Genomic DNA, 18,766 nt, shown 5'->3' on the forward strand with positions numbered 1-18,766 from the left:
ATGCAGCGAAAGGGCTTCGTAGTAGCTACTCTGTGCTACGCCGCAGCGGTCGGTTACGGTGCACTCGTCTGGCCGGAGCGGGTGGCGCTGCACTTCGGGACCGATCTGCGCGCGGACTCGTACAGCTCACGCGGCACGGCGATCCTGGTCGCCGTGGTGCTCGGTCTCTGCCTGGTGGCGATGTTCGTCGGTCTTGCCGCCCTGGTCGGTCGGATCCCGATCGACCTCCTCAACGTCCCGCATCCGTCGTACTGGAAACAACCGGAGCACGTGGCCGAGCTGCGCCGCCGCTCCGCCGAGGACATATACCACCTCGGAGCGGTCACGATGCTCTTTCTCGTCGGCGTCCTCGTCCTGGCCGTCCAGGCATCGACCAGTGCCGACCACCGGTTGTCCGGGGCGGCCCCGATCCTGCTGGTCGGATATCTCGGCTATCTCATCGGGTGGACGATCTGGCTCTGGCTTCGCCGCTACCGGCCGCCGGCACACTGAACCACTCCGTGCCTGTGCCACGTCCGTTCGGGGGCGAGATGCCGAGCAGGTGGAGGCCTCGCCAGAGCATCCGGGCGGTCAGGTGGCAGAACTCGGATCACGGGAGGCTGCGCTCCCGCAGGTCAGAAGTGGCGAATGGTGGGCCGGAGGCGCCACCATGCGAACCACACCGCCACGATCGCCGGTGACCCGCTACCACTCAGGTTGGCCGCCGCCCCAAGGACCTCAGGCCGATACTCCTCGGGCGGCTACCGTCAAGACGCCGCGAGCAGCCGGATCTCGCAGCGGACGCCGTTGGCCTTGGCGAGCCGACCATCACCGGTCACGAGTGGACAGGCCAGCAACTCGGCCGCCGCGACATACGCCGCGTCGTACGCCGTGACATTGCCCCGCAACTGCCACATCCGATCAAGCAGTGTCGCGACACCAACCTCGTCGATGACCAACGAAGGCAGGGTGTCGATCGCCTCCTGTGCCCGAGCAAGGCCGAGCTTCCCACCGAGGACCTTGCCTCTGATCACCGACATGACCTCGATCAGAAGATGGCTCGGCGCGGCCCAGTGCGGATCTCCGGTCAGTTCCGCCCGCGCCGCGTCGCCGACCGGCCCGTCGTCGACCAGGGCATCGGCCAGAACCGACGCATCCACCACGATCACGCGGCGGTTCCCCACGGTCCGCGCTGCTCCCGCTGGTCATCCAACTCGGCGGCACTCTCCCCCGGCAGGGAGCGAGCACCGTCCGATCGGCCGGCGAAGCGATCAAGGGCCGCCGTGTTGCGCAGCCGTCGAGCCTGGGTCTCCACCAACTCCAGCAGGTACGCCTGGAGTGACTGCCCACGCGCCTTGGCCTGGGCCGCCAGGGCGTCTCGCACCTCTTCCGGCACGTCTCGAATCTGGAGCGCAACCATGCATTCATTATGCATGCAGTCTCACTTGCTGGCCAGAAAGACTCGAACCTCGACCAACCGGTTCGCATGACGACTGCGGCACGTACCAAGAACCGCAGGTCAGAGAAGTACGTGGGCCGCCAGGGACTCGAACCCTGAACCTATGGATTGCCGACGAGCTGGCCGGATCAGGTTCCGTGTCCGGCGGACCTGCTCGTCCCAGGCTGCCTGGTCGTAGTCCGGGTCCGGCGGGATCCACTTATGGGAGCCATCGCTGTAGTGGAACTTCTCGTTGCCTGGCCGGATGATGCTCATCGGGTCCAGCCGAGGAATCGGTGGTGCAGGTGGCCGGCGGGGACGTGGGCCAGGTCCTGGGCGGCGTCGACGAGTTGGGCGGCCAGGTAGAGGGCCAGCGACACCGGCGCGCGGTCGTACTCCGCTCGCAGCTCCCGCCGCCGAGTGTGGCAGGGCCAGTCAGCGCCGCAGCCGCCGCACGTCCAGCCCGGCATGATCAGCCGCACGCGCAGTTCGCCATCACCATGGAGATCTACACGGTGGTGTCCTCGGCGGCCACCCGCGACGCGCTCGAGCGGCTCGGCTAGGCGCTCGACCGATGACCGTCGGCGCTGCTGGCTCCGCGCCGGTCCGACTACCGGTCGCCGTAGTGGTATCGGCAGGCGATGATCTCGACGTCGTCCTTGGTGATTCGATACACCAGCCGGTGTTCGCGGTCGATTCGGCGGGACCAGAAGCCGGACAGCTCTCCCCGAAGGGGTTCCGGCTTGCCGATGCCCTCGTATCCGTTGCGCATCACGTCCGCGATCAGGTCGTTGATGCGCTTGACCAGTCTGCGGTCGGTGTGGCTGAGGTACTGATTCCAGGCTGTCGCGGTGAAGACCAACCTCACGCGACGTCTCGCACGGTGGCCGGGTCGATCAGGTCCCGCTCGGCCGCGTCGCCCTGCTCAAGCTCCGCGATCGAGCGGCGCAGGGCTGCGGCGTTGGCCGGGTTGCGCAGGAGGTACTCGGTCTCCTTCATCGCCTCGTACTCGGCAAGCGGGACGATGACCACCGGTTCGTGGCCCGAGCGGGTCACCACCACTTCCTCGGCGTCGTTGATGACGCTGTCGAGTTCGGCGGCCAGGTTCTGGCGTAGCTGGGTGAAGTTCACGGTCCGCATGACGACCTCCAGGGCAGGTACAGAAAACTGTACCTCGGGTGGGGCGCTGTTGCCTCACTCGTGGCCGATGCTGTTCTTCGCTGCTGTGCGGGCCGAGATCGCGGTTCGTGCGACCCCACACAGAGCCGCTGACCTGCGGAGGAGTGGGCCGCCAGGGACTCGAACCCTGAACCTATGGATTAAAAGTCCACAGCTCTGCCATTGAGCTAGCGGCCCGCGCGATCAGGTTACCGGACACCGGCGGAAGCGGGCTCGCGGCTTCCGCCGGTGTCATCGATGGCTGGTGGCGGCTCCGGCCGGGGTGCGGGTGGACCTTGGAAGCCGCCGGGCCGTGGACGAGATCGATGATCTGGCGGGGGTACGCCGGTGGTTCGAGACGCCGTGGGTGCGGTGGAACCTGGTCCGGACGGCCAGCTCGGTCGCCGCTTTCGCCTGCCTGATCGGCGCGCTGCTCGCCCGCTGATCGGCGGGAGCCGAGGACGGCGCGGCGGGCGCGCTTGGAAAGCGGCTGACCGGGTACGGGCCGGACATGCGGATCGTGGTCGTGGGAGCGAGCGGGAACGTGGGTTCGGCGCTGCTGCGCCGGATGCGGCGCGAGCGTGACGTGGAGATCGTCGGGGTGGCGCGGCGGTTGCCGCCTCGGGGAGCGGGTGAGCCGTACGACGGGGTGCGGTGGCACTCCTGCGACATCGGCTTGGCGGGCGCGACCGACGAGCTTTCCGGGGTCTTCGCCGGTGCCGATGTGGTGGTGCATCTGGCCTGGCAGATCCAGCCTAGCCACGACCAGCATGTGCTGCGCCGGACCAATGTCGGCGGCAGCCGGGCGGTGGTCGACGCGGTGCTGCGCGCCCGGGTGCCGGCCCTGGTGTACGCCTCGTCGGTCGGTGCCTACGCACCCGGCCCGAAGGACGCGCCGGTCAGTGAGCGCTGGCCGGTGACCGGGGTGCCCGAGTCGTCGTACAGCCGGGACAAGGCGACGGTGGAGGAGATGCTCGACGGGATCGAGCGCAGCCATCCGGCGCTACGGCTGGTCCGGATGCGCCCCGGGCTGATCTTCCAGCGGGAGGCCGGTACCGAGATCGTCCGCTACTTCCTCGGTCCGCTGGCACCGGTGCGGCTGCTGCGGTTCGGTCGGCTGCCGTTGGTGCCGACCAACCGGCGACTACGGATGCAGGTGGTGCACGCCGACGACGTGGCTGACGCGTACGCCCGGGCGATCATGGGTGATGCGCGCGGCGCGTTCAATGTCGCCGCGGACCCGGTGCTGACTCCCGAGCTGGTGGCCCGGCACTTCCACGGCTGGACGGTGCCGGTGGCCGCACCGGTGCTGCGGGTCGCGGCGGCGCTCACCTGGCGGGCGCGGCTGCAACCGGTCGATGCCGGATGGGTGGAGTTGGCGCTCAACGCGCCGCTGATGTCCAGCGAGCGGGCCGAGAACGAGCTTGGCTGGAGCCCGACGGTCGACTCGGTCAGCGCGTTGCGCGAGCTGTTCGGCGGCATGGCCGACGGGGCCCAAGCACCCAGCCCAGCCCTGTCCACCGCGCCCACCTTCCCCACCGGCCAGGGCAACCCCCACTGACCCGGCCTGTTGACCAAGAGCTTTTGGTCGAGAAACCGCCCTGCGGGTGACGAAAACTTCTTGATCAACAAAGATCGGGGTCAGCGGATGGTGGAGGTGGTGAAGGTTGGTGTGCCGGCGCCGAGGTAGAAGATGCCGGGGTGGGTCTGGAAGCCACGGCTGGGGTTGCGGCGCAGGGTCGAGTTCTCGATGCGCAGGGTGCCGGTGCGGTCGTTGCTGACGAAGAAGATCGCCCCGCCGCCCTCCCGGGCGTCGTTGCCCTCGATGACCGTGCCGGCGATGCGTACGGAGAACGTGTTGCCGTCGCAGTAGACCGCCCCACCGCTGCCGCCGCCGGGCGTGCCGGAGCGGGCCGGATTCGCGCCCGTGCCGATCGCCTCGTTGTCCCGCAGCACGCTGTTGAGGACCACCCAGGACACACCGATGCTGCTCAGCGCGCCGCCGTTGGCGCAGGAGCCGCCGGTGAAGGTGCTGTTGACCACGTACACCGGCTGGTCGTCGTGCTGGTCGAGGACCCGGATCGCGGCACCGCCCACGTCCGGGCCGCTCCGGTCGCAGCGGTTGTCGACGAAGCGTGAGTTGACCACCTTGAACCGACCGCCCCGGACGAAGATCGCACCTCCGCCGCCACCGTCGGTGCCTTGGCCGGTGGCGTCGCCGTCGGCGAAGGTGAGGTTCTGCACGGTCAGACGCGGGTGGTCCTGGTTGTCGCAGTGCGAGGTGGTCCAGCCCTGCAACGGGTCGCAGGTGTTCATGTAGAGGATGCGCCGCTTGCCTTGGCCGCTGAGCGTGATCTTGCCGCCGCCGTCGAGCACCACCTGTGGACCGTTGGCGTTGCGTACCTTTGCGGTCGCGGTCATCCGGATGGTCACCGGGTCGGGGCCGCAGTCGAAGGTGATGATCCCGCCGGCCGCGACCGCCCGGACGACGGCCGCGGAGGTGCAGCTCGCGGCGGTGCCGTCGCCGACGGTACGGGTCGGTTTCGACGTGTCGACCGCCCGCCCCGCCGCCGGTACGCTCACCCGCCCGGACGGGTTGCCGGTACCGGACCCCCGGGGCGTACCGGACGGGGTGGCGCTGGGGCTTGGGCTGCCCAGCCCGGTCCGCGCCGCCGGGGTGGCCTGCGCGCCCGGTTCCTGCTCCGGTTCGGTCGGCGAGGCGGCGGTGTCCTCGCCGGTCACCGGTGCCTGCGCGTCGCGTGGGTCGGCGCTCGGCACGGACGGGCCGCACGCGGTGAGGGTGGCGATGGCGACGCCGAACGCGATCAGGGCATTGAAGGATCTCAGGCGCACCCCGTGATGCTAGGGCCCGTGTCAACGAGGGGCGGGCCCTAGCATCTGGGGATCAGGTGAGCGGCATGTGGTGCAGATGTCGCCGCTGGCGCAGCCGGACGGCGAAGACGGCCGCCACCGTCACGATCAGCAGCACGGTGACCACCACCCCGTGCACGGAACCACGGGTCAGGTAACCGTCGTCGGTGTGGTCCACCGCCCAGGTGGCGATCTCCCGGCTCGACCAGAACGGCGTCAGCTTCGCTCCCGCGTCCGCCGGGTCGAGCAGCATCTGTACCGCCACCACGGTGAGCAGCAGCAGCGTGCCCTCCAGTTCGCGGGGCAGCAGGGCACCGATCAACATGCCGAACGGCGCGGCCACCGCCACGCAGCAGAGCATCGCCACGGCGATCCCGCCGTACCGCAGGTTGTTCGCGTCCACGACGGTGAGCAGGAAGAACGGCACCGAGATCGCCACTCCGAGCGCCCACAGGCCGAGCATCCGACCGACGTAGAGGTGGTGCGGCCGGTAACCGGCGAGCCGCAGCCGGGGCTCCAGTTCACGGGCCGCGCTGGTGGCGAAGAGGGCCGCCGTGCTGACCGCCCAGCTGATGCCGAGCAGCAGCGCACGTACGGACTGCCCGACGTAGGAGTCGCGCCGGATCAGCCAGAAGGTCAACGGCATCAACAGCAGAAGCAGGAGTACGCCCCGACGGCGCGCCAACTCCCGCAGCGTCATCTCGGCCACGGTGACCAGCCGGTTCACGATCGGCCTCCCTGGTGGACGGGGGTCAGGTCGAGCACGACATCGACCCGGTCGAGCTGGTTGAGTAGGTGGGTCACCACGACGATGGCCCGTCCCTCGTCGCGCAGCCGGGTCAGCTGGTCCCACAGGTTGACGTAGCTGCCCTGGTCGAAGCCCTGGTACGGCTCGTCGAGCAGGAGCACGTCCGACTGCGTCAGGGTGGACATGGTCAGGTTCAGTTTCTGCCGCGTACCCCCGGAGAGGTTTCTGGCGAGCGCGGCGTTCTCGGCGTCCCAGCCGAGCTGTCGGGCCGCCGCCCGACCGGCCTGCCGGGCGGGTCCTCGGGACATGCCCTGACCGGCACCCACCAGCATGAAGTGCTCGTCGGGCAGCAGGAAGTCGGCGGTGCCGCCCTGCTGCGGGCAGTAACTCAGCCGGGGCCCGAGACGGTCACCTTTCCCGCGTCCGGGGAGATCAGCCCGGCGCAGATCCGCAGGAAGGTGCTCTTGCCGCAGCCGTTCGCGCCGATCACGGCGGCGATCTGCCCGGCGCGTACGGTCAGCGACGCGTCGTTGAGCACCACGTGTCGGCCGTACCGCTTGGTGATGCCCTGGGCTTGCAGCCGGACGGGGCCGGGACGCGGGCCGGGCACGGTGCCGATGCTCTCCACGATGGCGGCGGCGTACGCCTGCGGCGAGCCGAAGACCAGCCACGGATCACCGCCGCCCTCGCGCAGGTGGGTGGCCGCCTCGGCGACCACGTGCCGGATGGCGTCGTGGCCCGCCCGGCGATGGTGCAGCTCGGCCGCGAACGTCCGCAGCCAGTCGTCGGCGTTCACCCGTCGACCCCCTTCGTGACGATGCCGGTCACCGGGGCCACGAACGCCAACCAGGCGTTGCCGCCGTGGCGCAGCGCCGCTCGCCCGTCGTCGGTGAGGCGGTAGTACTTGCGGGCGGGACCGGAACCCCCGTGCCGCCACTGCGCGGTGACCAGCCCGGTGCGTTGCAGCCGCAGCAGCACCGGGTAGAGCGTGCCGCCCTGGATCGGTCCGACGCCCGCGGCGTCGAGTGACTGGGCGAGTTGGTAGCCGTAGGACTCGCCGTCACGCAGCAGGGCGAGGACGCAGAGGTCGAGCACCCCGCGCAGCCACTGCCCCCGACGGTCGTAATCCACCCGCCGAACCCTAGTGCCGCTATCTAGATGGCGCAACTACCTAGTGCGGGCGCGCGGACCGTGCGCGGGTGGCCGGACCCGCAACTACCTGGTGTGGCGCGTGGACCGTGCGCGGGTGGCCGGACCCGCAACTACCTGGTGCGGCGGCGCGTGGACCGTGCGCGGCGACCGGCGGGCAGGATTGACCACCGGCGGACCCCCGGTGGATGTCGCTGGTGTCGGGCTGTCTCAGCCGTTGACGACGTCGGAGATCACCACTGTGACGTTGTCCGGCGCGCCGGCCTGGTGGGCCAGCTTCACCAACTGCTCGCCGCACTGGTGGCGGTCGGCGTGCATGCTCAAGGTGGCGGCGATGGCGTCGTCGGTCACGTAGTCGGAGAGCCCGTCGCTGCACAGCAGCAGCCGGTCACCGGCGACGAGGGTCACCGCCCCCATCGTCGGTGGCGCGTCCGCGCCCTGCACCGCCCGGGTCACCAGCGATCGCTGCGGGTGGTGGCGAGCCTGCTCGGGGGAGAGGGCGCCCTGGTCGACAAGTGCCTGCACGAAGGTGTCATCCCGGGTCAGCTGGCGCAGTTGGCCGTCCCGGAGCAGGTAGCAACGGGAGTCACCGACCTGCGCCACCACCAGCGTGTCCCCGGCCAGCAGGGCGGCGGTCAGCGTGGTACCCATGCCGTCGCGGGCGGGGTCGGTGACGATCGCGGCGTGGATGCGCTGGTTGGCGGTGCTCACCACCGCGCGCAGCGCCTCGGCGGCGGCGTCCGGTGCGGTCGGTGGGACCAGCTCGTCGAGGATCCGGATGACGATCTCACTGGCCACCTCACCAGCGGGCAGTCCACCCATGCCGTCGGCCACCGCGACGAGGCGCTCGCCGGCAAGAGCGGAGTCCTCGTTGTTGGTCCGGACCAGACCGATGTCGTTGAGGATGGCCGAGCGGAGGATCAGCGTCATGGGTCAAGCTTGCCAAGAACTCCCTTCCCGCGTCTCTACGCACTACTGCGTCGGGTTGAGGAATGTTTGCCGGTGTCCCTGATCGGGTGTGTCGACATGCCGGTTGAGCTGGGCGTACACCCGGTTTGGCTCCATGGTCGACAAGTCCGGCGGGCGGGGGTCAGTCTGCTGGTGGCAGATCGGCGGCGGGGGTGTCCAGGGCCACGGTGGTGGGGGTGACGGCGGAGATCTGGTCGGCGAGGACGTAGACGGCGCCGGTGGGCACCAGGTCGGTGGAGACCTTCAGATAGCCGGTACGCAGTAGTCGGGCCGCCAGGTCCGCCGGCACGTCCGGCTCCTGCACGGCTGCGGATTCGATCAGTTCGTCGAGGCTGCTGCCGGGGTCGGTGGTCGGCGCCTGCACGGTCACCGCGTTCGGGTCGCCGCGTTGTACGAGGTCCACGGTGCCCACGTCGAGGCCGGTCGAGTCGACCACCCGCATGCCGGTGGTGACCTGCGAGAGGGTTGTCCGTTGATCGATGCCCTGCTGCTCCATCCCCGCGCGGTTCCCACCCTCCCCTCCCCCTAAACCCACCCTCCCGCCCCGCAGACCCGTGTTGATCAAGAAGTTTTGGTCAGAATCCACGCCGGTTCCTGACCAAAACTTCTTGATCAACGCGAGTGGGGGCGGGGGGTTAGTTCGCGCCAGGTGTCGGTGCCGTGGAGCAGTGCGCGGATGGTCTCTTCGGCCTCGTCGACGGTGTCGTACTCGTAGAACCGGGAGACGCCCTCGGCGCCGCCGGCCCGCTGCTCGACGAACCATCGGTCGGCATCCGTTCGGAGGAAGACGTCCCGCCGGGCCAGTCGCCCCCATTTCCCGTTCCACCAGTGCTTTCGCTGCTCCATGGCGGGACTCTATCGAACATCTGTTCGATAGGAGCAGGCCCCTGCGGGATTCCCGCCGGAGCCTGCCTGGGTGTTGCCGGTTTCAGCGCGCGGCGGGCGGTTCGTCCCGACGGCCGAGGACGTCGTCCAGTGCCCCGCGCTGCTGGGCCGGGGTGGTCCGGCCGGCGGCGACGAGCGCGTCCCGGATCTCGGTGAGCAGCTTGACCTCCTCGCTCGGCGCGGCCGGCGGCGGCTCCTCGCCCCGCTTGCGGCGCTCCGCGAGCCTGTTCATCGGGTAGACGACCAGGAAGTATAGCGCGGCGGCGGTGAGCAGGAAGGTGATCAACGCGTTGAGGAAGACGCCCCAGGTGACGGGGTTGTCCTTTCCGAGACTGAACTGGGCCCCGTCGCCGGCCGGGCCGGTGCCGATCAGGTTGATGATCGGCTGGAGGAACGAGTCGGTGAAGGTTGTGACCAGGCCGGTGAAGGCGGCGCCGATGACGATACCGACCGCGAGGTCGACGACGTTGCCGCGCATGATGAAGTCTTTGAAGCCCTTGAGCATCCGCACTCCCGAGGTGTCCCGTCTTTGTCGGGGACAACCTATGCCCCGGGCTGGTGCTCCAGGAAAGCGCCGGCTTCCCGGGCGGCGAGTTCCGGATCGCCGGCCCTGATCGCGGCCACCAGCCGGGCGTGGTCGACGTGTCGTTCCGGGGTCAGCGCGTCGCCCATGGCCTGCGTCAGGGTGCTGCGCATGGCGGTGCTGACCGAGGCGTACAACTCGGCGAGCATGGCGTTGTGCGCCGCCGCGACCACCGCGGTGTGCAGGGCGGCGTCGGCCGCCACGAACTCGTCGACCCGGCCGCCGCGCCAGGCCGCCTCGCGGGCGGCGAGCGCGTCGTCGAGGGCGGCCAGATCCTCGGGGGTACGCCGTCGCGCGGCGAGCCGCGCCGCCTCCACCTCGAAGGCGCGGCGCACCTCGATCACCTCGGTCATCCGGTCGTCGGTGAGTCGACGGGCCACCACCGGGGCGAGTTCGTCGGTGGAGAGCACGTAGGTGCCGGAGCCCTGACGGCATTCGAGCACCCCGGCGTGGGCGAGAGCCCGGACCGCTTCGCGAACCGTGTTGCGTCCCACGCCGAGTGCCTCGACCAGTTGCGGCTCGGTCGGGATCCGACCACCCACCGGCCACTCTCCGGCCATGATCCGCTGCCGGAGCTGGGTGATCGTCTCCCGGACCCGTCGGCCACGGGGCGGTACGGAGATGGAATCGGCTGCGGGTGTCACTGGTTACAACCTCTCGCCGGAATTCATCCCATGATTGTAGGTTCGAGGTCATGCCCCCGTCACCCCCTGGCGTCCCCGCCGTCCCCACGAACCCGGTCGCCGTCTCGGCCGGTGCGGCGGAGGCGGTGACCGGCCCGGGGTCGCCAGGTGCGGTTGACCCGGCCGGTGGCGCGGCTCCGGCCACCTCCCGCGCCAACGCCGGATGGCTGGTGCTGGCCGGGATGCTGCTGGTCGCGCTCAACCTGCGCGCCGCCGTCACCAGCCTGGGCGCACTGCTCGACGAGGTACGCGTCGGACTGGCCCTCTCCGGGACGATGGCCGGCTTCGTCACCACCCTGCCCACCATCGCCTTCGCCGCGCTCGGCGCGGCCACCCCGTGGCTGGTCCGCCGGTTCTCCCCGGCCAGGCTGCTGGTGGCGGCGATGATCGCGCTCACCGTCGGGCAGGTGCTCCGGGCACTCACCGGTTCCGCCCTGGTTTTCCTGATCACCAGCGCGCTCGCGCTGGCCGGGATCGCGGTGGCGAACATCCTCCTGCCGATGCTGGTCAAGCAGCACTTCCCGCACCGCACCGGGCTGGTCACCGGGGCGTACACGATGGCGCTGACGGTGGGCACGACGGTGGCCGCCGCCGCTGCGGTGCCGGTGGCCCACGCCTTCGGTAGTTGGCGGGCCGGGCTGGGGGTCTGGGCCGGGTTGGCGGCGCTGGCCGTACTCCCGTGGCTGCCGGCGGCGCTGCGCAGCCGCACCACCGTGCGGCGCGACGGAACCTCCCGGCGGGTGGTGCGACCCGGACGCACCCGGCTGGGCTGGGCGATGGCGGTCTACTTCGGCGCGCAGTCGCTGAGCGGGTACTCGATCATGGGCTGGTTGGCCCAGATGTTCCGGGACGCGGGTTTCCACCCGCAGGACGCCGGGCTGCTGCTCGCCGGGGTGACCGCGCTCGGGGTGCCGATCGCGCTGCTGATGCCGACGCTGGCCGGGCGGCTGGGCAGCCTACGGCCGTTGGTCTTCGGGTTGACCGCCGCGTCTAGCCTGGCGTACCTGGGGCTGGCGTTCGCACCGCGCGGCGGGGCGGTGGTGTGGGTGGTGTTGCTGGCGTTCGGACAGGGGGCGTTCCCCCTCATCCTGGCCACCATCGGGCTGCGGGCCCGCACCGCCGACGGCACGGTCGCGCTGTCGGCCTTCGCGCAGAGCACGGGCTACGTCATCGCGGCATCCGGTCCGCTTCTGGTCGGGATCCTCCACGACGTGACCGGGGGATGGCTGGCGCCGATCGGCTTCCTGCTGGCGGCCCTGGCCGTGCAGACCTGCGCGGGCGTACTGATCGCTCGTCCCCGCTACATCGAGGACGAGCCGTGAGCCGACCGGGTCAGGAGGAAGCCGGCGTCGGATCGCCGGCGACCGCCTGCTCGACGGTGGGATAGGTGTGCAGCACCTCGACCAGGCCACTCACCTCAAGGATCCGCAGCACGCCGCGCTGCGGCGCGGCGAGCCGGACCACTCCGCCGGCCTCGTCGCAGCTGTTCTTCGCGCGGACGAACACCGACAGACCGGTAGAGTCGCAGAACGAGACATCCGACAGGTCGAACACGAGGCGACTGCGCCCCTTGTCGAGCAGGTCGGTGATCTGGTCTTGCAACTGCGGTGCGGTGGCCATGTCCAACTCGCCAGCGACCGACACGACGACCACGTCACCGCGCTGTTCCGTGTGCACCGTCAAGGACATTCGCCAGACCTCCTGTTTATCGGTGGAACGGTATCCCACGCGGACCGTGGTACGCAGAACGGGAGCAGGATCAGGTGTTCAAAGCCATTTCCATTGCATTACGACAAGTAGTTGACCGGGCCCCGGTGATAGAGTCCGGCCGGTCCAGGTCTAGGGGGTATTGCCATGGCGCTCAGCGCTGACGAGAGCAGCCGATTGGGTGAGCTGCTGACCAGCCGGGCCGAGCAGGTCACCCAGCAGTGGACGGAGATCATCGCCGGGCAGCTGCGGGGGCGGCTCAGCCAAGCCGAACTGGTCCGGCAGGTGCAGGAGTTGCACCGCGCCATGGTCGACGCCCTCGGCAAGGGCACGGTCGACCTGAACGGCGAGGAGGCCACCGAACTGCGGGCCGTACTCGCCGAGTTCTCCCGGGGACAGGCCCGTCAGGGCTTCTCCGCCACCGAGACCGCCACCGGCGTGTTCGCCCTCAAGGAGGCGCTACTCGCGGTGCTGGAAGTCGACCAGAGCATCGAGACGCTGCGCGACTACGTCGCCTTCTCCACGCTGATCGACCAGATGGGGCTGTTCACCTTCGAAAGCTTCGTCCGCACCCGGGAGAGTCTGATCGCCGACCAGGCCGAGCAGCTGCTGGAGCTGTCCACCCCGGTGGTCAAGCTCTGGGAGGGTGTGGTGGCGGTGCCGCTGGTCGGCACGCTCGACTCGGCCCGCGCCCAGGTCGTGATGGAACGGCTGTTGCAGACCCTGGTCGACACCGGCTCGCCGTACGCGATCATCGACATCACCGGCGTACCGGCGGTGGACACGCAGGTGGCCCAGCACATCCTGAAGACCGTGGTGGCCGCCCGGCTGATGGGTGCCGACTGCATCATCTCCGGCATCCGGCCGCAGATCGCGCAGACCATCGTCGCGCTCGGCATCGAGTTCGGCGACATCGCCACCAAGGCGAGCCTCGCCGACGCACTGCGCCACGTCCTGCGACTCACCGGGGTCGAGACGGCCCGCCGCCAACCGCGTCGGGAGGCGTGATGGAGCGGGTGCCGATCCTCAAGATCGGCGACATCCTGCTGGTCTCCATCCAGGTCGACATGTCCGACCAGACGGCCGTGGCCCTCCAGGAGGACCTGGCGGAGCGGATCGTCGAGACCGGTTGCCACGGCGTGATCATCGACATCACCGCGCTGGACATCGTCGACTCCTTCGTCGGTCGGATGCTCTCCACCATCGCCTCGATCTCCCGCGTGCTCGACGCGGAGACGGTGGTCGTGGGGATGCGCCCGGCCGTCGCCATCACCCTGGTCGAGCTGGGGCTGTCGCTCAACGGCATCCGAACCGCGCTCAACGTCGAGCGGGGGATGGAACTCATCGCGATCGAGCGGGCCGACGAGCCCTACGACGAGCGGGACGACGGTCCGATCCCAGAGCCGACGGCGTCACCGTGACGAGCGGGGTCGACCTGGGGCGTCCCCAGGCGCAGGCGGTGGGCAGCGACGAGGACGTCGTCCGCGTCCGTCAGTTGGTGCGTACCGTGGCCGTGGCGGTCAAGCTCTCCCTGGTCGACCAGACGAAGGTGGTCACCGCGGCGAGCGAACTCGCCCGGAACACGCTCGTCTACGGCGGCGGCGGAACCGTCGAGGTGGCCGTCGTCGACAACGGCCGACGCACCGGTCTGCGAATCGTCTTCGTCGACTCCGGCCCCGGCATCGCGGACGTGGATCTCGCGCTGACCGACGGGTACACCACCGGCGGTGGCCTCGGCCTCGGGCTCAGCGGGGCCCGTCGATTGGTCGACGAGTTCGACATCCAGACCACGCCCGGTCAGGGCACCCGCGTCACGATCACCAAGTGGTCCCGGTGACCGTCGAACCGATCGCCGATCGGGGCATCTGGTTCCGGGTGGAGAACGGCAGCACCGGCAGCGCCGTACGGCGGGCCGCCGAGCGACTCGGCGACCAGTTGGGTCTGCCGGCCGCCCGCCTCGCCGACCTGGCCATCGTCACGGCCGAGCTGACCAGCAACCTCATCAAGCACGCCGATGACGGGGTGCTGCTGCTGCGACCGGTACGCCGTGAGCTGGACGCAGGGGTGGAGCTGATCGCGATCGACACCGGTCCGGGCATGGTCGACCTCGCCGAATCCGCCCGCGACGGGCACTCCACCACCGGCACCCTCGGCATCGGTCTGGGCGCGATCGTCCGGCAGGCGAGCTGGTTCGACGCGTACTCGCGGCCGGGCCGGGGGACCGTCATCGCCGTGCGGGTCTTCGCCGCCCCGGACGTCGCGGTGTCCTGGGCCGACGGGCTGACCCGCCCGTTGACCGGAGAGACGGTCAGCGGGGACGGCTACGCGCTCCGGCTCCTGGGCGACCGCCGTCAGGTGCTGGTCACCGACGGACTGGGCCACGGTCCGCTGGCCGCCGCAGCCTCCGCCGCCGCGCTCACCGCCTTCCGGGAGGCTCCGGCGGGTTCGCCGGCCGAGGTGGTCGGTCACCTGCACCGGGCGATGTCGCACACCCGGGGCGCGGCCCTCGCGGTGGCCGAGCCGGACCCGGCGGCCGGGGCGCTGCGCTACTGCGGTCTGGGCAACATCACCGGCGTGGTGGCCACCGGTGACGGTCGACAGCGTGGTCTGGTTTCGCTACCCGGCATCGCCGGGCACCAACGACCGGTGATCCGGCAGTACGACTATCCCTTCGAGGCCGGCAGTCTGCTGATCATGCACACCGACGGTGTGGTCGACCGGTGGCAGCTCGCCGACTACCCGGGTCTGACCGGGCGGACGCCCCTGGTGGTGGCCGCCACCCTATTGCGCGACGCGGGCATCCGGCGTGACGACGCCGGGGTGTTGGTGGCAAGGTCCTGGTCATGACCGCGACACCGCTGCTTCAGATGGCACTGCGGGTGGAGCAGGACATCTTCGTGGTCCGCCAGCGCGGCCGGGAGGTCGCCGCCGCGATCGGGCTGGAGCACCAGGACCAGGTCCGGATCGCCACCGCGTTGAGCGAGGTGGCCCGGGACCTGCTCCGGACGGTCGGCGGGGCGGACGTGACGTTCGCCGTCGCCAACGCGTCGGGCGGCCGTTGTCACCTGCGTGTCGATCTCACTCCGGTGGCCCCGCTGCCCGGTGGGCGGTACGAGCCGGAATCCGGCGCGGTGGCACGCCTGGTGGACACATTGAGCGTGTTGACCGTCCAGCGGGATACGGTCGTCAGGATGTCCCGACGGGTTCCCACCACGGCACAGGCGCTCACCACCGAGCGCCTGGCGGAGCTGCGCGCCCAGCTCCGCGAGAGTGCCCCGGGCACCGCCGAGGAGGAACTCGCCACCCAGAACCTTCAGTTGATCAATGCGCTGGACGAGGTACGCAACCAGCGCGACGAGTTGGCCCGACTCAACGAGGAACTGGAGCAGACCAATCGGGGCGTGATGGCGCTCTATCAACAGCTGACCGACGAGTTGGAGGCGACCAACCAGGGCGTGGTGGCCCTCTACGCGGAGTTGGACGAGAAGTCGGCGCAGCTGCGTACGGCCAGCGAGTCCAAGAGCCGGTTCCTGGCCAACATCAGTCACGAGTTGCGGGCACCGGTGACGGCGATCATCGGGCTGGCCCGCCTGCTCGGTGACTCCGCGTCCGATCCGCTCACCACCGAGCAGGAACGGCAGGTCGGTCTCATCCGTACCTCGGCCAAGGACCTGCTCACCCTGGTCAACGAGCTGCTCGACCTGGCCAAGGCGGAGTCGGGCCGGATCGAGCCGGACTGGGCCGAGGTGGACCTGCGGGCCGTCTTCGGCCAGCTGCGCGGCACCCTGCGGGCACTGCCCTCCGCCGAGAATGTCGAACTGGTGGTGGAGGACCCGGCGCCGCCGGCCACGGTGCGTACCGACGAGGTGCTGCTCGCCCAGGTGTTGCGCAACCTGCTGCACAACGGCCTGAAGTTCACCACCGACGGTGAGGTTCGGCTGCGGGCCGAGCGGAACGGGGACGGCTGGCGGCTCACCATCACCGACACCGGTCCGGGCATCCCGCCGGAGCTGCACGATCGGGTGTTCGAGGAGTTCTACCAGGTGCCCGGCCCGGCTCGGGTCGGCGGCACCGGCCTCGGGCTGCCGTACGCCCGGCGACTGGTGAAGCTGCTCGGCGGGACACTCGAACTGGCCAGCGAGCCGGGTCGGGGCAGCACCTTCACGGTTCGGCTTCCGGACGGGACGTGACGTGGACGGCACGGCGACAGTGCTGGTGGTCGACGACAGTCGGACCAAGCGCTACCTCCTGGTGAACTGGCTGACCCGTGCCGGGTTCACCGTGCTGGAGGCGGAGACCGGTGGTGAGGCGCTGCGCCGGGTCGGGGTGGACCCGATCGACCTGGTCGTGCTCGACGTCCGACTGCCGGACCTCAGCGGCTTCGAGGTGTGTGAGCGGATCAAGTCGGCGCACCCGGCGCTGCCGGTGATCCACGTGTCCGCGCACGCCGTCGACACGAACGACCGGACCCAGGGCCTGACCCGAGGGGCGGACGCGTACCTGGCCGAGCCGATCGAGCCGGAGGAACTCGTCGCCACCACACAGTCGGTGTTGCGGTACTACCAGGCCCGGCGGCGAGCCGAACTGCTCGCCGAGCGGCTCACCGGGCTGGCGGACACCACCGTCGCGGTGCACGCCGCGCCGAGCTTCACCAAGCTGCTCCAGGTGGCGGCGGCCGGTGCCGCGGAGATCTTCAAGAGTCCCGCCGCAGTGATCGCCGAGACCTTCGACGGCGACTGCCTGGCCGGGGTCTGCGCCGGGCCCGGGGCCGAGGCCGGCATCGTGCCGTGGATCGTCGACGACACCGGAGTGCCGACCGGTGCCACCGTCGTGGTGCAGGAGCCGTCGGCCTGGTCGTTGGTCGACTGGCCCGCCGGCGACACCGTCACCGTCGCGGCTGCCCGGCTGCGTGAGGATCGCGCGCCGCTCTACGTGGTGGTGCCCACCGCGACGCAGACCGCCCGTACCCCGGTGCTGGTCCAGCTCGCCCAGGCGGTGGCCTCCGCAGTGGAGGCGCAACGCTCCTTCGACGAGGAGCACCGGATCGCGGTGACGCTGCAACGCAGCCTGCTGCCGCGTCGGATCCCGCAGATCGCCGGTCTCGACCTGGCGGTGCGCTACGAGCCGGCCAGTGCCCAGACCGAGGTGGGTGGCGACTTCTACGAGCTGGTGATGCTCGACGGGCACCTGCTGTTGGCGATCGGGGACGTGGCCGGTCACTCGCTGCACGCCGCCACCATCATGGCCGAGTTGCGATACGCGCTGCGGGCGTACGCGGTGGAGGGGCACCAGCCGGGCGAGATCCTGCACCGGGTCAACGAGTTGATGCGTACGCTGCTGCCCACCGAACTGGCGACGATCTGCGTTCTGCTGCTGGAGCCGACCACCGGGCACGTCCGGCTGGCCAGCGCCGGGCACCTGCCGCCGTTGATCGTGCAGGACGGCAAGGCGGAGTACGTGCACCATGTCGCGCCGCTGCTCGGGGTGCGTGCGCCCCGCCCCGCCGACCTGGAGTTCGTGCTGCGTGCCGGGGCGACGATGGTCTTCTACACCGATGGTCTGATCGAACGGCGGGACGTCAGCATCGACGAGGGGCTGGCCGCGCTCTCGGCGTGTGCCGCACACGTGGATCACGACCTCGACCGGTTCTGCGAGCGGCTGCTGGTGGAGTTGGCCCCGGACGAGATCCAGGACGACGTCGCCGTAGTCGCCCTCCGCCGCCGCTGAGGTGTAAGGAAGGGCACCTTGTTAACGCCTGCGGTAGAGGAAGGGGCCCTTCCTAACGCCGGTTGTGGGCGTACGCGGCGGGCGAGACGCCGGTCGCGGCGGTGAAGTCGCGTACCAGGTGGGCCTGGTCGCTGTAACCGAGCTCGGCGGCGAGCCCGGCCCAGTCGGGAGGTTCACCCGCCGCCCGCTCGATCGCCTCGTGCAGCCGGTAGCGGCGGATCACCCACTTGGGACCGACACCGACGTGGGTGAGGAAGAGTCGCTGCAACCGGCGGACGGAGACGCCGTGCTCGCGGGCGAACTCGTCGACCCGGCGTACGTTCCGGTCGGTCCGGATCATCTCGACCAGGCTCATCACCTCGTCGTTGACGGGATCCGGCCGGGGTGCCCACTCGATCAGCAGCGCGTCCAGTGCCTGGCCGCGCTCGGTGTCCGTACCGGCGCAGACCGGCCTGGCCGGTGGGACACCGACGTCGGCCAGGTCGGCGAAGGGACGTCTCAGGCCGGTCAGTTCGGCGACCGGTCGACGCCAGAACGGATGGAAGCCGCCCGGCCGGAACTGCACCCCGCTGACCCGCCCGGAACCGGACAGCGTGATCGAGAAGAGGTGCCGACCGACGCCCGCGACCTCCGGGCGTTCCGGGCCGTCCCCGTCGCGCTGGACCACCACGTTGACCGCCGGATGCGGCAGGATCCGCTGCTCGAACGGCTCGTCGAGATCCCAGTCGATCAGCCAGTAGTGCTCCACCCACCGGCGTAGCGCAACGGCGGGCAGGTGCCTGCGGAACCGGACCTGCCGCTTCAGCCGGGCGGGGTCGAGGATGCCCCGGCTGTCTGCGCGCGGCTGTCGCATTTCTTCAAGACCACCC

At 70.3% G+C, this 18,766-nt stretch carries 27 protein-coding genes and 1 tRNA gene; 10 read left to right on the forward strand and 18 right to left on the reverse strand.

What is annotated here, in order from left to right:
- A complete protein-coding gene (locus FF096_RS11490) occupies nucleotides 1-492 on the forward strand; it encodes a DUF1648 domain-containing protein (protein WP_155217242.1) in 492 nt (163 codons plus the stop codon).
- 254 nt (nucleotides 493-746) lie between these two features.
- On the opposite strand, the gene FF096_RS11495 is transcribed toward FF096_RS11490, so the two are convergent.
- From FF096_RS11495 to FF096_RS11525, 6 genes are all read right to left on the reverse strand, one after another.
- Complete coding sequence (locus tag FF096_RS11495; RefSeq protein WP_309223101.1) at nucleotides 747-1,163, reverse strand: type II toxin-antitoxin system VapC family toxin; 417 nt, start codon at nucleotides 1,161-1,163, stop codon at nucleotides 747-749.
- Nucleotides 1,145-1,399 carry a hypothetical protein gene (locus tag FF096_RS11500; protein WP_155217244.1) on the reverse strand — a complete coding sequence of 85 codons (255 nt, stop codon included), beginning with the start codon at nucleotides 1,397-1,399 and terminating at the stop codon, nucleotides 1,145-1,147. Before FF096_RS11500 ends, FF096_RS11495 begins: the two co-directional genes overlap by 19 nt.
- Before the next feature lie 290 nt (nucleotides 1,400-1,689).
- Entirely contained in the window at nucleotides 1,690-1,887 is a 198-nt protein-coding gene (locus tag FF096_RS11505; RefSeq protein ID WP_155217246.1) for a flavin reductase, read from the reverse strand.
- A gap of 140 nt (nucleotides 1,888-2,027) precedes the next feature.
- Nucleotides 2,028-2,285 carry a Txe/YoeB family addiction module toxin gene (locus FF096_RS11515; protein WP_309223102.1) on the reverse strand — a complete coding sequence of 86 codons (258 nt, stop codon included), beginning with the start codon at nucleotides 2,283-2,285 and terminating at the stop codon, nucleotides 2,028-2,030.
- Entirely contained in the window at nucleotides 2,282-2,557 is a 276-nt protein-coding gene (locus tag FF096_RS11520) for a type II toxin-antitoxin system Phd/YefM family antitoxin (RefSeq protein WP_102657755.1), read from the reverse strand. Before FF096_RS11520 ends, FF096_RS11515 begins: the two co-directional genes overlap by 4 nt.
- A 144-nt stretch (nucleotides 2,558-2,701) precedes the next feature.
- Nucleotides 2,702-2,773 (reverse strand) — tRNA-Lys (locus FF096_RS11525).
- 115 nt (nucleotides 2,774-2,888) lie between these two features.
- On the opposite strand from FF096_RS11525, the gene FF096_RS27050 reads away from it, so the two are divergent.
- Both FF096_RS27050 and FF096_RS11535 read left to right on the forward strand, forming a co-directional pair.
- The gene (locus FF096_RS27050) at nucleotides 2,889-3,020 is read left to right on the forward strand and encodes a hypothetical protein (RefSeq protein ID WP_255456625.1); all 132 of its coding nucleotides are present in this window, start codon (nucleotides 2,889-2,891) and stop codon (nucleotides 3,018-3,020) included.
- Nucleotides 3,021-3,086: 66 nt separating this feature from the next.
- Complete coding sequence (locus FF096_RS11535) at nucleotides 3,087-4,136, forward strand: NAD-dependent epimerase/dehydratase family protein (RefSeq protein ID WP_155217250.1); 1,050 nt, start codon at nucleotides 3,087-3,089, stop codon at nucleotides 4,134-4,136.
- Nucleotides 4,137-4,216: 80 nt separating this feature from the next.
- Here the strand turns inward: FF096_RS11535 and FF096_RS11540 are convergent, their stop codons facing one another.
- The 10 genes from FF096_RS11540 to FF096_RS11580 all read right to left on the reverse strand — a co-directional run bounded on the left by FF096_RS11540 (nucleotide 4,217) and on the right by FF096_RS11580 (nucleotide 10,424).
- Nucleotides 4,217-5,428 (reverse strand): hypothetical protein, encoded by a 1,212-nt coding sequence (locus tag FF096_RS11540; protein WP_309223103.1) that lies wholly within the window; start codon nucleotides 5,426-5,428, stop codon nucleotides 4,217-4,219.
- Nucleotides 5,429-5,480: 52 nt separating this feature from the next.
- Nucleotides 5,481-6,173: a hypothetical protein gene (locus FF096_RS11545; RefSeq protein WP_309223104.1), complete on the reverse strand. Its 693-nt coding sequence runs from the start codon at nucleotides 6,171-6,173 to the stop codon at nucleotides 5,481-5,483.
- The gene (locus tag FF096_RS11550; RefSeq protein WP_255456626.1) at nucleotides 6,170-6,526 is read right to left on the reverse strand and encodes an ATP-binding cassette domain-containing protein; all 357 of its coding nucleotides are present in this window, start codon (nucleotides 6,524-6,526) and stop codon (nucleotides 6,170-6,172) included. Before FF096_RS11550 ends, FF096_RS11545 begins: the two co-directional genes overlap by 4 nt.
- 56 nt (nucleotides 6,527-6,582) lie before the next feature.
- Nucleotides 6,583-6,990, reverse strand: a complete 408-nt coding sequence (locus tag FF096_RS27270) for an ATP-binding cassette domain-containing protein (protein WP_309223105.1) — start codon at nucleotides 6,988-6,990, stop codon at nucleotides 6,583-6,585.
- Nucleotides 6,987-7,325, reverse strand: coding sequence for a PadR family transcriptional regulator (locus FF096_RS11555; protein WP_309223106.1), 339 nt, complete (start codon nucleotides 7,323-7,325; stop codon nucleotides 6,987-6,989). Before FF096_RS11555 ends, FF096_RS27270 begins: the two co-directional genes overlap by 4 nt.
- A gap of 228 nt (nucleotides 7,326-7,553) precedes the next feature.
- Nucleotides 7,554-8,273, reverse strand: coding sequence for a PP2C family serine/threonine-protein phosphatase (locus tag FF096_RS11560; RefSeq protein WP_155217252.1), 720 nt, complete (start codon nucleotides 8,271-8,273; stop codon nucleotides 7,554-7,556).
- Between the two features lie 160 nt (nucleotides 8,274-8,433).
- Nucleotides 8,434-8,808 carry a hypothetical protein gene (locus FF096_RS11565; RefSeq protein WP_155217254.1) on the reverse strand — a complete coding sequence of 125 codons (375 nt, stop codon included), beginning with the start codon at nucleotides 8,806-8,808 and terminating at the stop codon, nucleotides 8,434-8,436.
- A 116-nt stretch (nucleotides 8,809-8,924) separates the two neighbouring features.
- On the reverse strand, nucleotides 8,925-9,158 hold the full coding sequence (locus FF096_RS11570; RefSeq protein ID WP_155217256.1) for a hypothetical protein: 234 nt from the start codon (nucleotides 9,156-9,158) through the stop codon (nucleotides 8,925-8,927).
- An 82-nt stretch (nucleotides 9,159-9,240) separates the two neighbouring features.
- Nucleotides 9,241-9,702 carry a large conductance mechanosensitive channel protein MscL gene (gene mscL, locus FF096_RS11575; RefSeq protein WP_155217258.1) on the reverse strand — a complete coding sequence of 154 codons (462 nt, stop codon included), beginning with the start codon at nucleotides 9,700-9,702 and terminating at the stop codon, nucleotides 9,241-9,243.
- A gap of 38 nt (nucleotides 9,703-9,740) precedes the next feature.
- A complete protein-coding gene (locus FF096_RS11580; RefSeq protein ID WP_309223107.1) occupies nucleotides 9,741-10,424 on the reverse strand; it encodes an FCD domain-containing protein in 684 nt (227 codons plus the stop codon).
- Between the two features lie 50 nt (nucleotides 10,425-10,474).
- Here FF096_RS11580 and FF096_RS11585 point away from each other — a divergent pair, with 50 nt between their 5' ends.
- Nucleotides 10,475-11,785: an MFS transporter gene (locus FF096_RS11585; protein WP_155217260.1), complete on the forward strand. Its 1,311-nt coding sequence runs from the start codon at nucleotides 10,475-10,477 to the stop codon at nucleotides 11,783-11,785.
- Nucleotides 11,786-11,795: 10 nt separating this feature from the next.
- Here FF096_RS11585 and FF096_RS11590 read toward each other — a convergent pair whose 3' ends face one another.
- Nucleotides 11,796-12,152: an STAS domain-containing protein gene (locus FF096_RS11590; RefSeq protein WP_093403921.1), complete on the reverse strand. Its 357-nt coding sequence runs from the start codon at nucleotides 12,150-12,152 to the stop codon at nucleotides 11,796-11,798.
- 165 nt (nucleotides 12,153-12,317) lie between these two features.
- Here FF096_RS11590 and FF096_RS11595 point away from each other — a divergent pair, with 165 nt between their 5' ends.
- From FF096_RS11595 to FF096_RS11620, 6 genes are read left to right on the forward strand one after another with little or no spacing between them, the layout of a single operon-like run.
- Nucleotides 12,318-13,178 carry an STAS domain-containing protein gene (locus tag FF096_RS11595; RefSeq protein ID WP_155217262.1) on the forward strand — a complete coding sequence of 287 codons (861 nt, stop codon included), beginning with the start codon at nucleotides 12,318-12,320 and terminating at the stop codon, nucleotides 13,176-13,178.
- Nucleotides 13,178-13,591: an STAS domain-containing protein gene (locus tag FF096_RS11600; protein WP_155217264.1), complete on the forward strand. Its 414-nt coding sequence runs from the start codon at nucleotides 13,178-13,180 to the stop codon at nucleotides 13,589-13,591. The genes FF096_RS11595 and FF096_RS11600 overlap by 1 nt, the downstream gene beginning before the upstream one ends.
- Nucleotides 13,588-14,007: an ATP-binding protein gene (locus FF096_RS11605; RefSeq protein WP_309223108.1), complete on the forward strand. Its 420-nt coding sequence runs from the start codon at nucleotides 13,588-13,590 to the stop codon at nucleotides 14,005-14,007. Before FF096_RS11600 ends, FF096_RS11605 begins: the two co-directional genes overlap by 4 nt.
- Complete coding sequence (locus tag FF096_RS11610) at nucleotides 13,995-15,017, forward strand: SpoIIE family protein phosphatase (protein WP_375335324.1); 1,023 nt, start codon at nucleotides 13,995-13,997, stop codon at nucleotides 15,015-15,017. Before FF096_RS11605 ends, FF096_RS11610 begins: the two co-directional genes overlap by 13 nt.
- A complete protein-coding gene (locus FF096_RS11615) occupies nucleotides 15,014-16,360 on the forward strand; it encodes a sensor histidine kinase (RefSeq protein ID WP_155217266.1) in 1,347 nt (448 codons plus the stop codon). The genes FF096_RS11610 and FF096_RS11615 overlap by 4 nt, the downstream gene beginning before the upstream one ends.
- Nucleotide 16,361: 1 nt before the next feature.
- Nucleotides 16,362-17,897, forward strand: coding sequence for a SpoIIE family protein phosphatase (locus tag FF096_RS11620; protein WP_309223110.1), 1,536 nt, complete (start codon nucleotides 16,362-16,364; stop codon nucleotides 17,895-17,897).
- 52 nt (nucleotides 17,898-17,949) lie between these two features.
- On the opposite strand, the gene FF096_RS11625 is transcribed toward FF096_RS11620, so the two are convergent.
- Nucleotides 17,950-18,750: an AraC family transcriptional regulator gene (locus FF096_RS11625; RefSeq protein WP_155217268.1), complete on the reverse strand. Its 801-nt coding sequence runs from the start codon at nucleotides 18,748-18,750 to the stop codon at nucleotides 17,950-17,952.
- Nucleotides 18,751-18,766 lie beyond the last annotated feature (16 nt).

The sequence above is a fragment of the Micromonospora sp. CP22 genome (assembly GCF_009712475.1).
In the GTDB taxonomy this organism is placed as follows: Bacteria; Actinomycetota; Actinomycetes; order Mycobacteriales; family Micromonosporaceae; genus Micromonospora.

Excerpts from the sequence above, each read along its gene's own strand:
- FF096_RS11490 (WP_155217242.1), top strand. The coding sequence starts at position 1 with ATGCAGCGAAAGGGCTTCGTAGTAGCTACTCTGTGCTACGCCGCAGCG.
- FF096_RS11500 (WP_155217244.1), bottom strand. The coding sequence starts at position 1,399 with ATGGTTGCGCTCCAGATTCGAGACGTGCCGGAAGAGGTGCGAGACGCC.
- FF096_RS11505 (WP_155217246.1), bottom strand. The coding sequence starts at position 1,887 with ATGCCGGGCTGGACGTGCGGCGGCTGCGGCGCTGACTGGCCCTGCCAC.
- FF096_RS11520 (WP_102657755.1), bottom strand. The coding sequence starts at position 2,557 with ATGCGGACCGTGAACTTCACCCAGCTACGCCAGAACCTGGCCGCCGAA.
- FF096_RS11535 (WP_155217250.1), top strand. The coding sequence starts at position 3,087 with ATGCGGATCGTGGTCGTGGGAGCGAGCGGGAACGTGGGTTCGGCGCTG.
- FF096_RS11550 (WP_255456626.1), bottom strand. The coding sequence starts at position 6,526 with ATGCTGGTGGGTGCCGGTCAGGGCATGTCCCGAGGACCCGCCCGGCAG.
- FF096_RS11560 (WP_155217252.1), bottom strand. The coding sequence starts at position 8,273 with ATGACGCTGATCCTCCGCTCGGCCATCCTCAACGACATCGGTCTGGTC.
- FF096_RS11565 (WP_155217254.1), bottom strand. The coding sequence starts at position 8,808 with ATGGAGCAGCAGGGCATCGATCAACGGACAACCCTCTCGCAGGTCACC.
- FF096_RS11570 (WP_155217256.1), bottom strand. The coding sequence starts at position 9,158 with ATGGAGCAGCGAAAGCACTGGTGGAACGGGAAATGGGGGCGACTGGCC.
- mscL (WP_155217258.1), bottom strand. The coding sequence starts at position 9,702 with ATGCTCAAGGGCTTCAAAGACTTCATCATGCGCGGCAACGTCGTCGAC.
- FF096_RS11585 (WP_155217260.1), top strand. The coding sequence starts at position 10,475 with ATGCCCCCGTCACCCCCTGGCGTCCCCGCCGTCCCCACGAACCCGGTC.
- FF096_RS11590 (WP_093403921.1), bottom strand. The coding sequence starts at position 12,152 with ATGTCCTTGACGGTGCACACGGAACAGCGCGGTGACGTGGTCGTCGTG.
- FF096_RS11595 (WP_155217262.1), top strand. The coding sequence starts at position 12,318 with ATGGCGCTCAGCGCTGACGAGAGCAGCCGATTGGGTGAGCTGCTGACC.
- FF096_RS11600 (WP_155217264.1), top strand. The coding sequence starts at position 13,178 with ATGGAGCGGGTGCCGATCCTCAAGATCGGCGACATCCTGCTGGTCTCC.
- FF096_RS11615 (WP_155217266.1), top strand. The coding sequence starts at position 15,014 with ATGACCGCGACACCGCTGCTTCAGATGGCACTGCGGGTGGAGCAGGAC.
- FF096_RS11625 (WP_155217268.1), bottom strand. The coding sequence starts at position 18,750 with ATGCGACAGCCGCGCGCAGACAGCCGGGGCATCCTCGACCCCGCCCGG.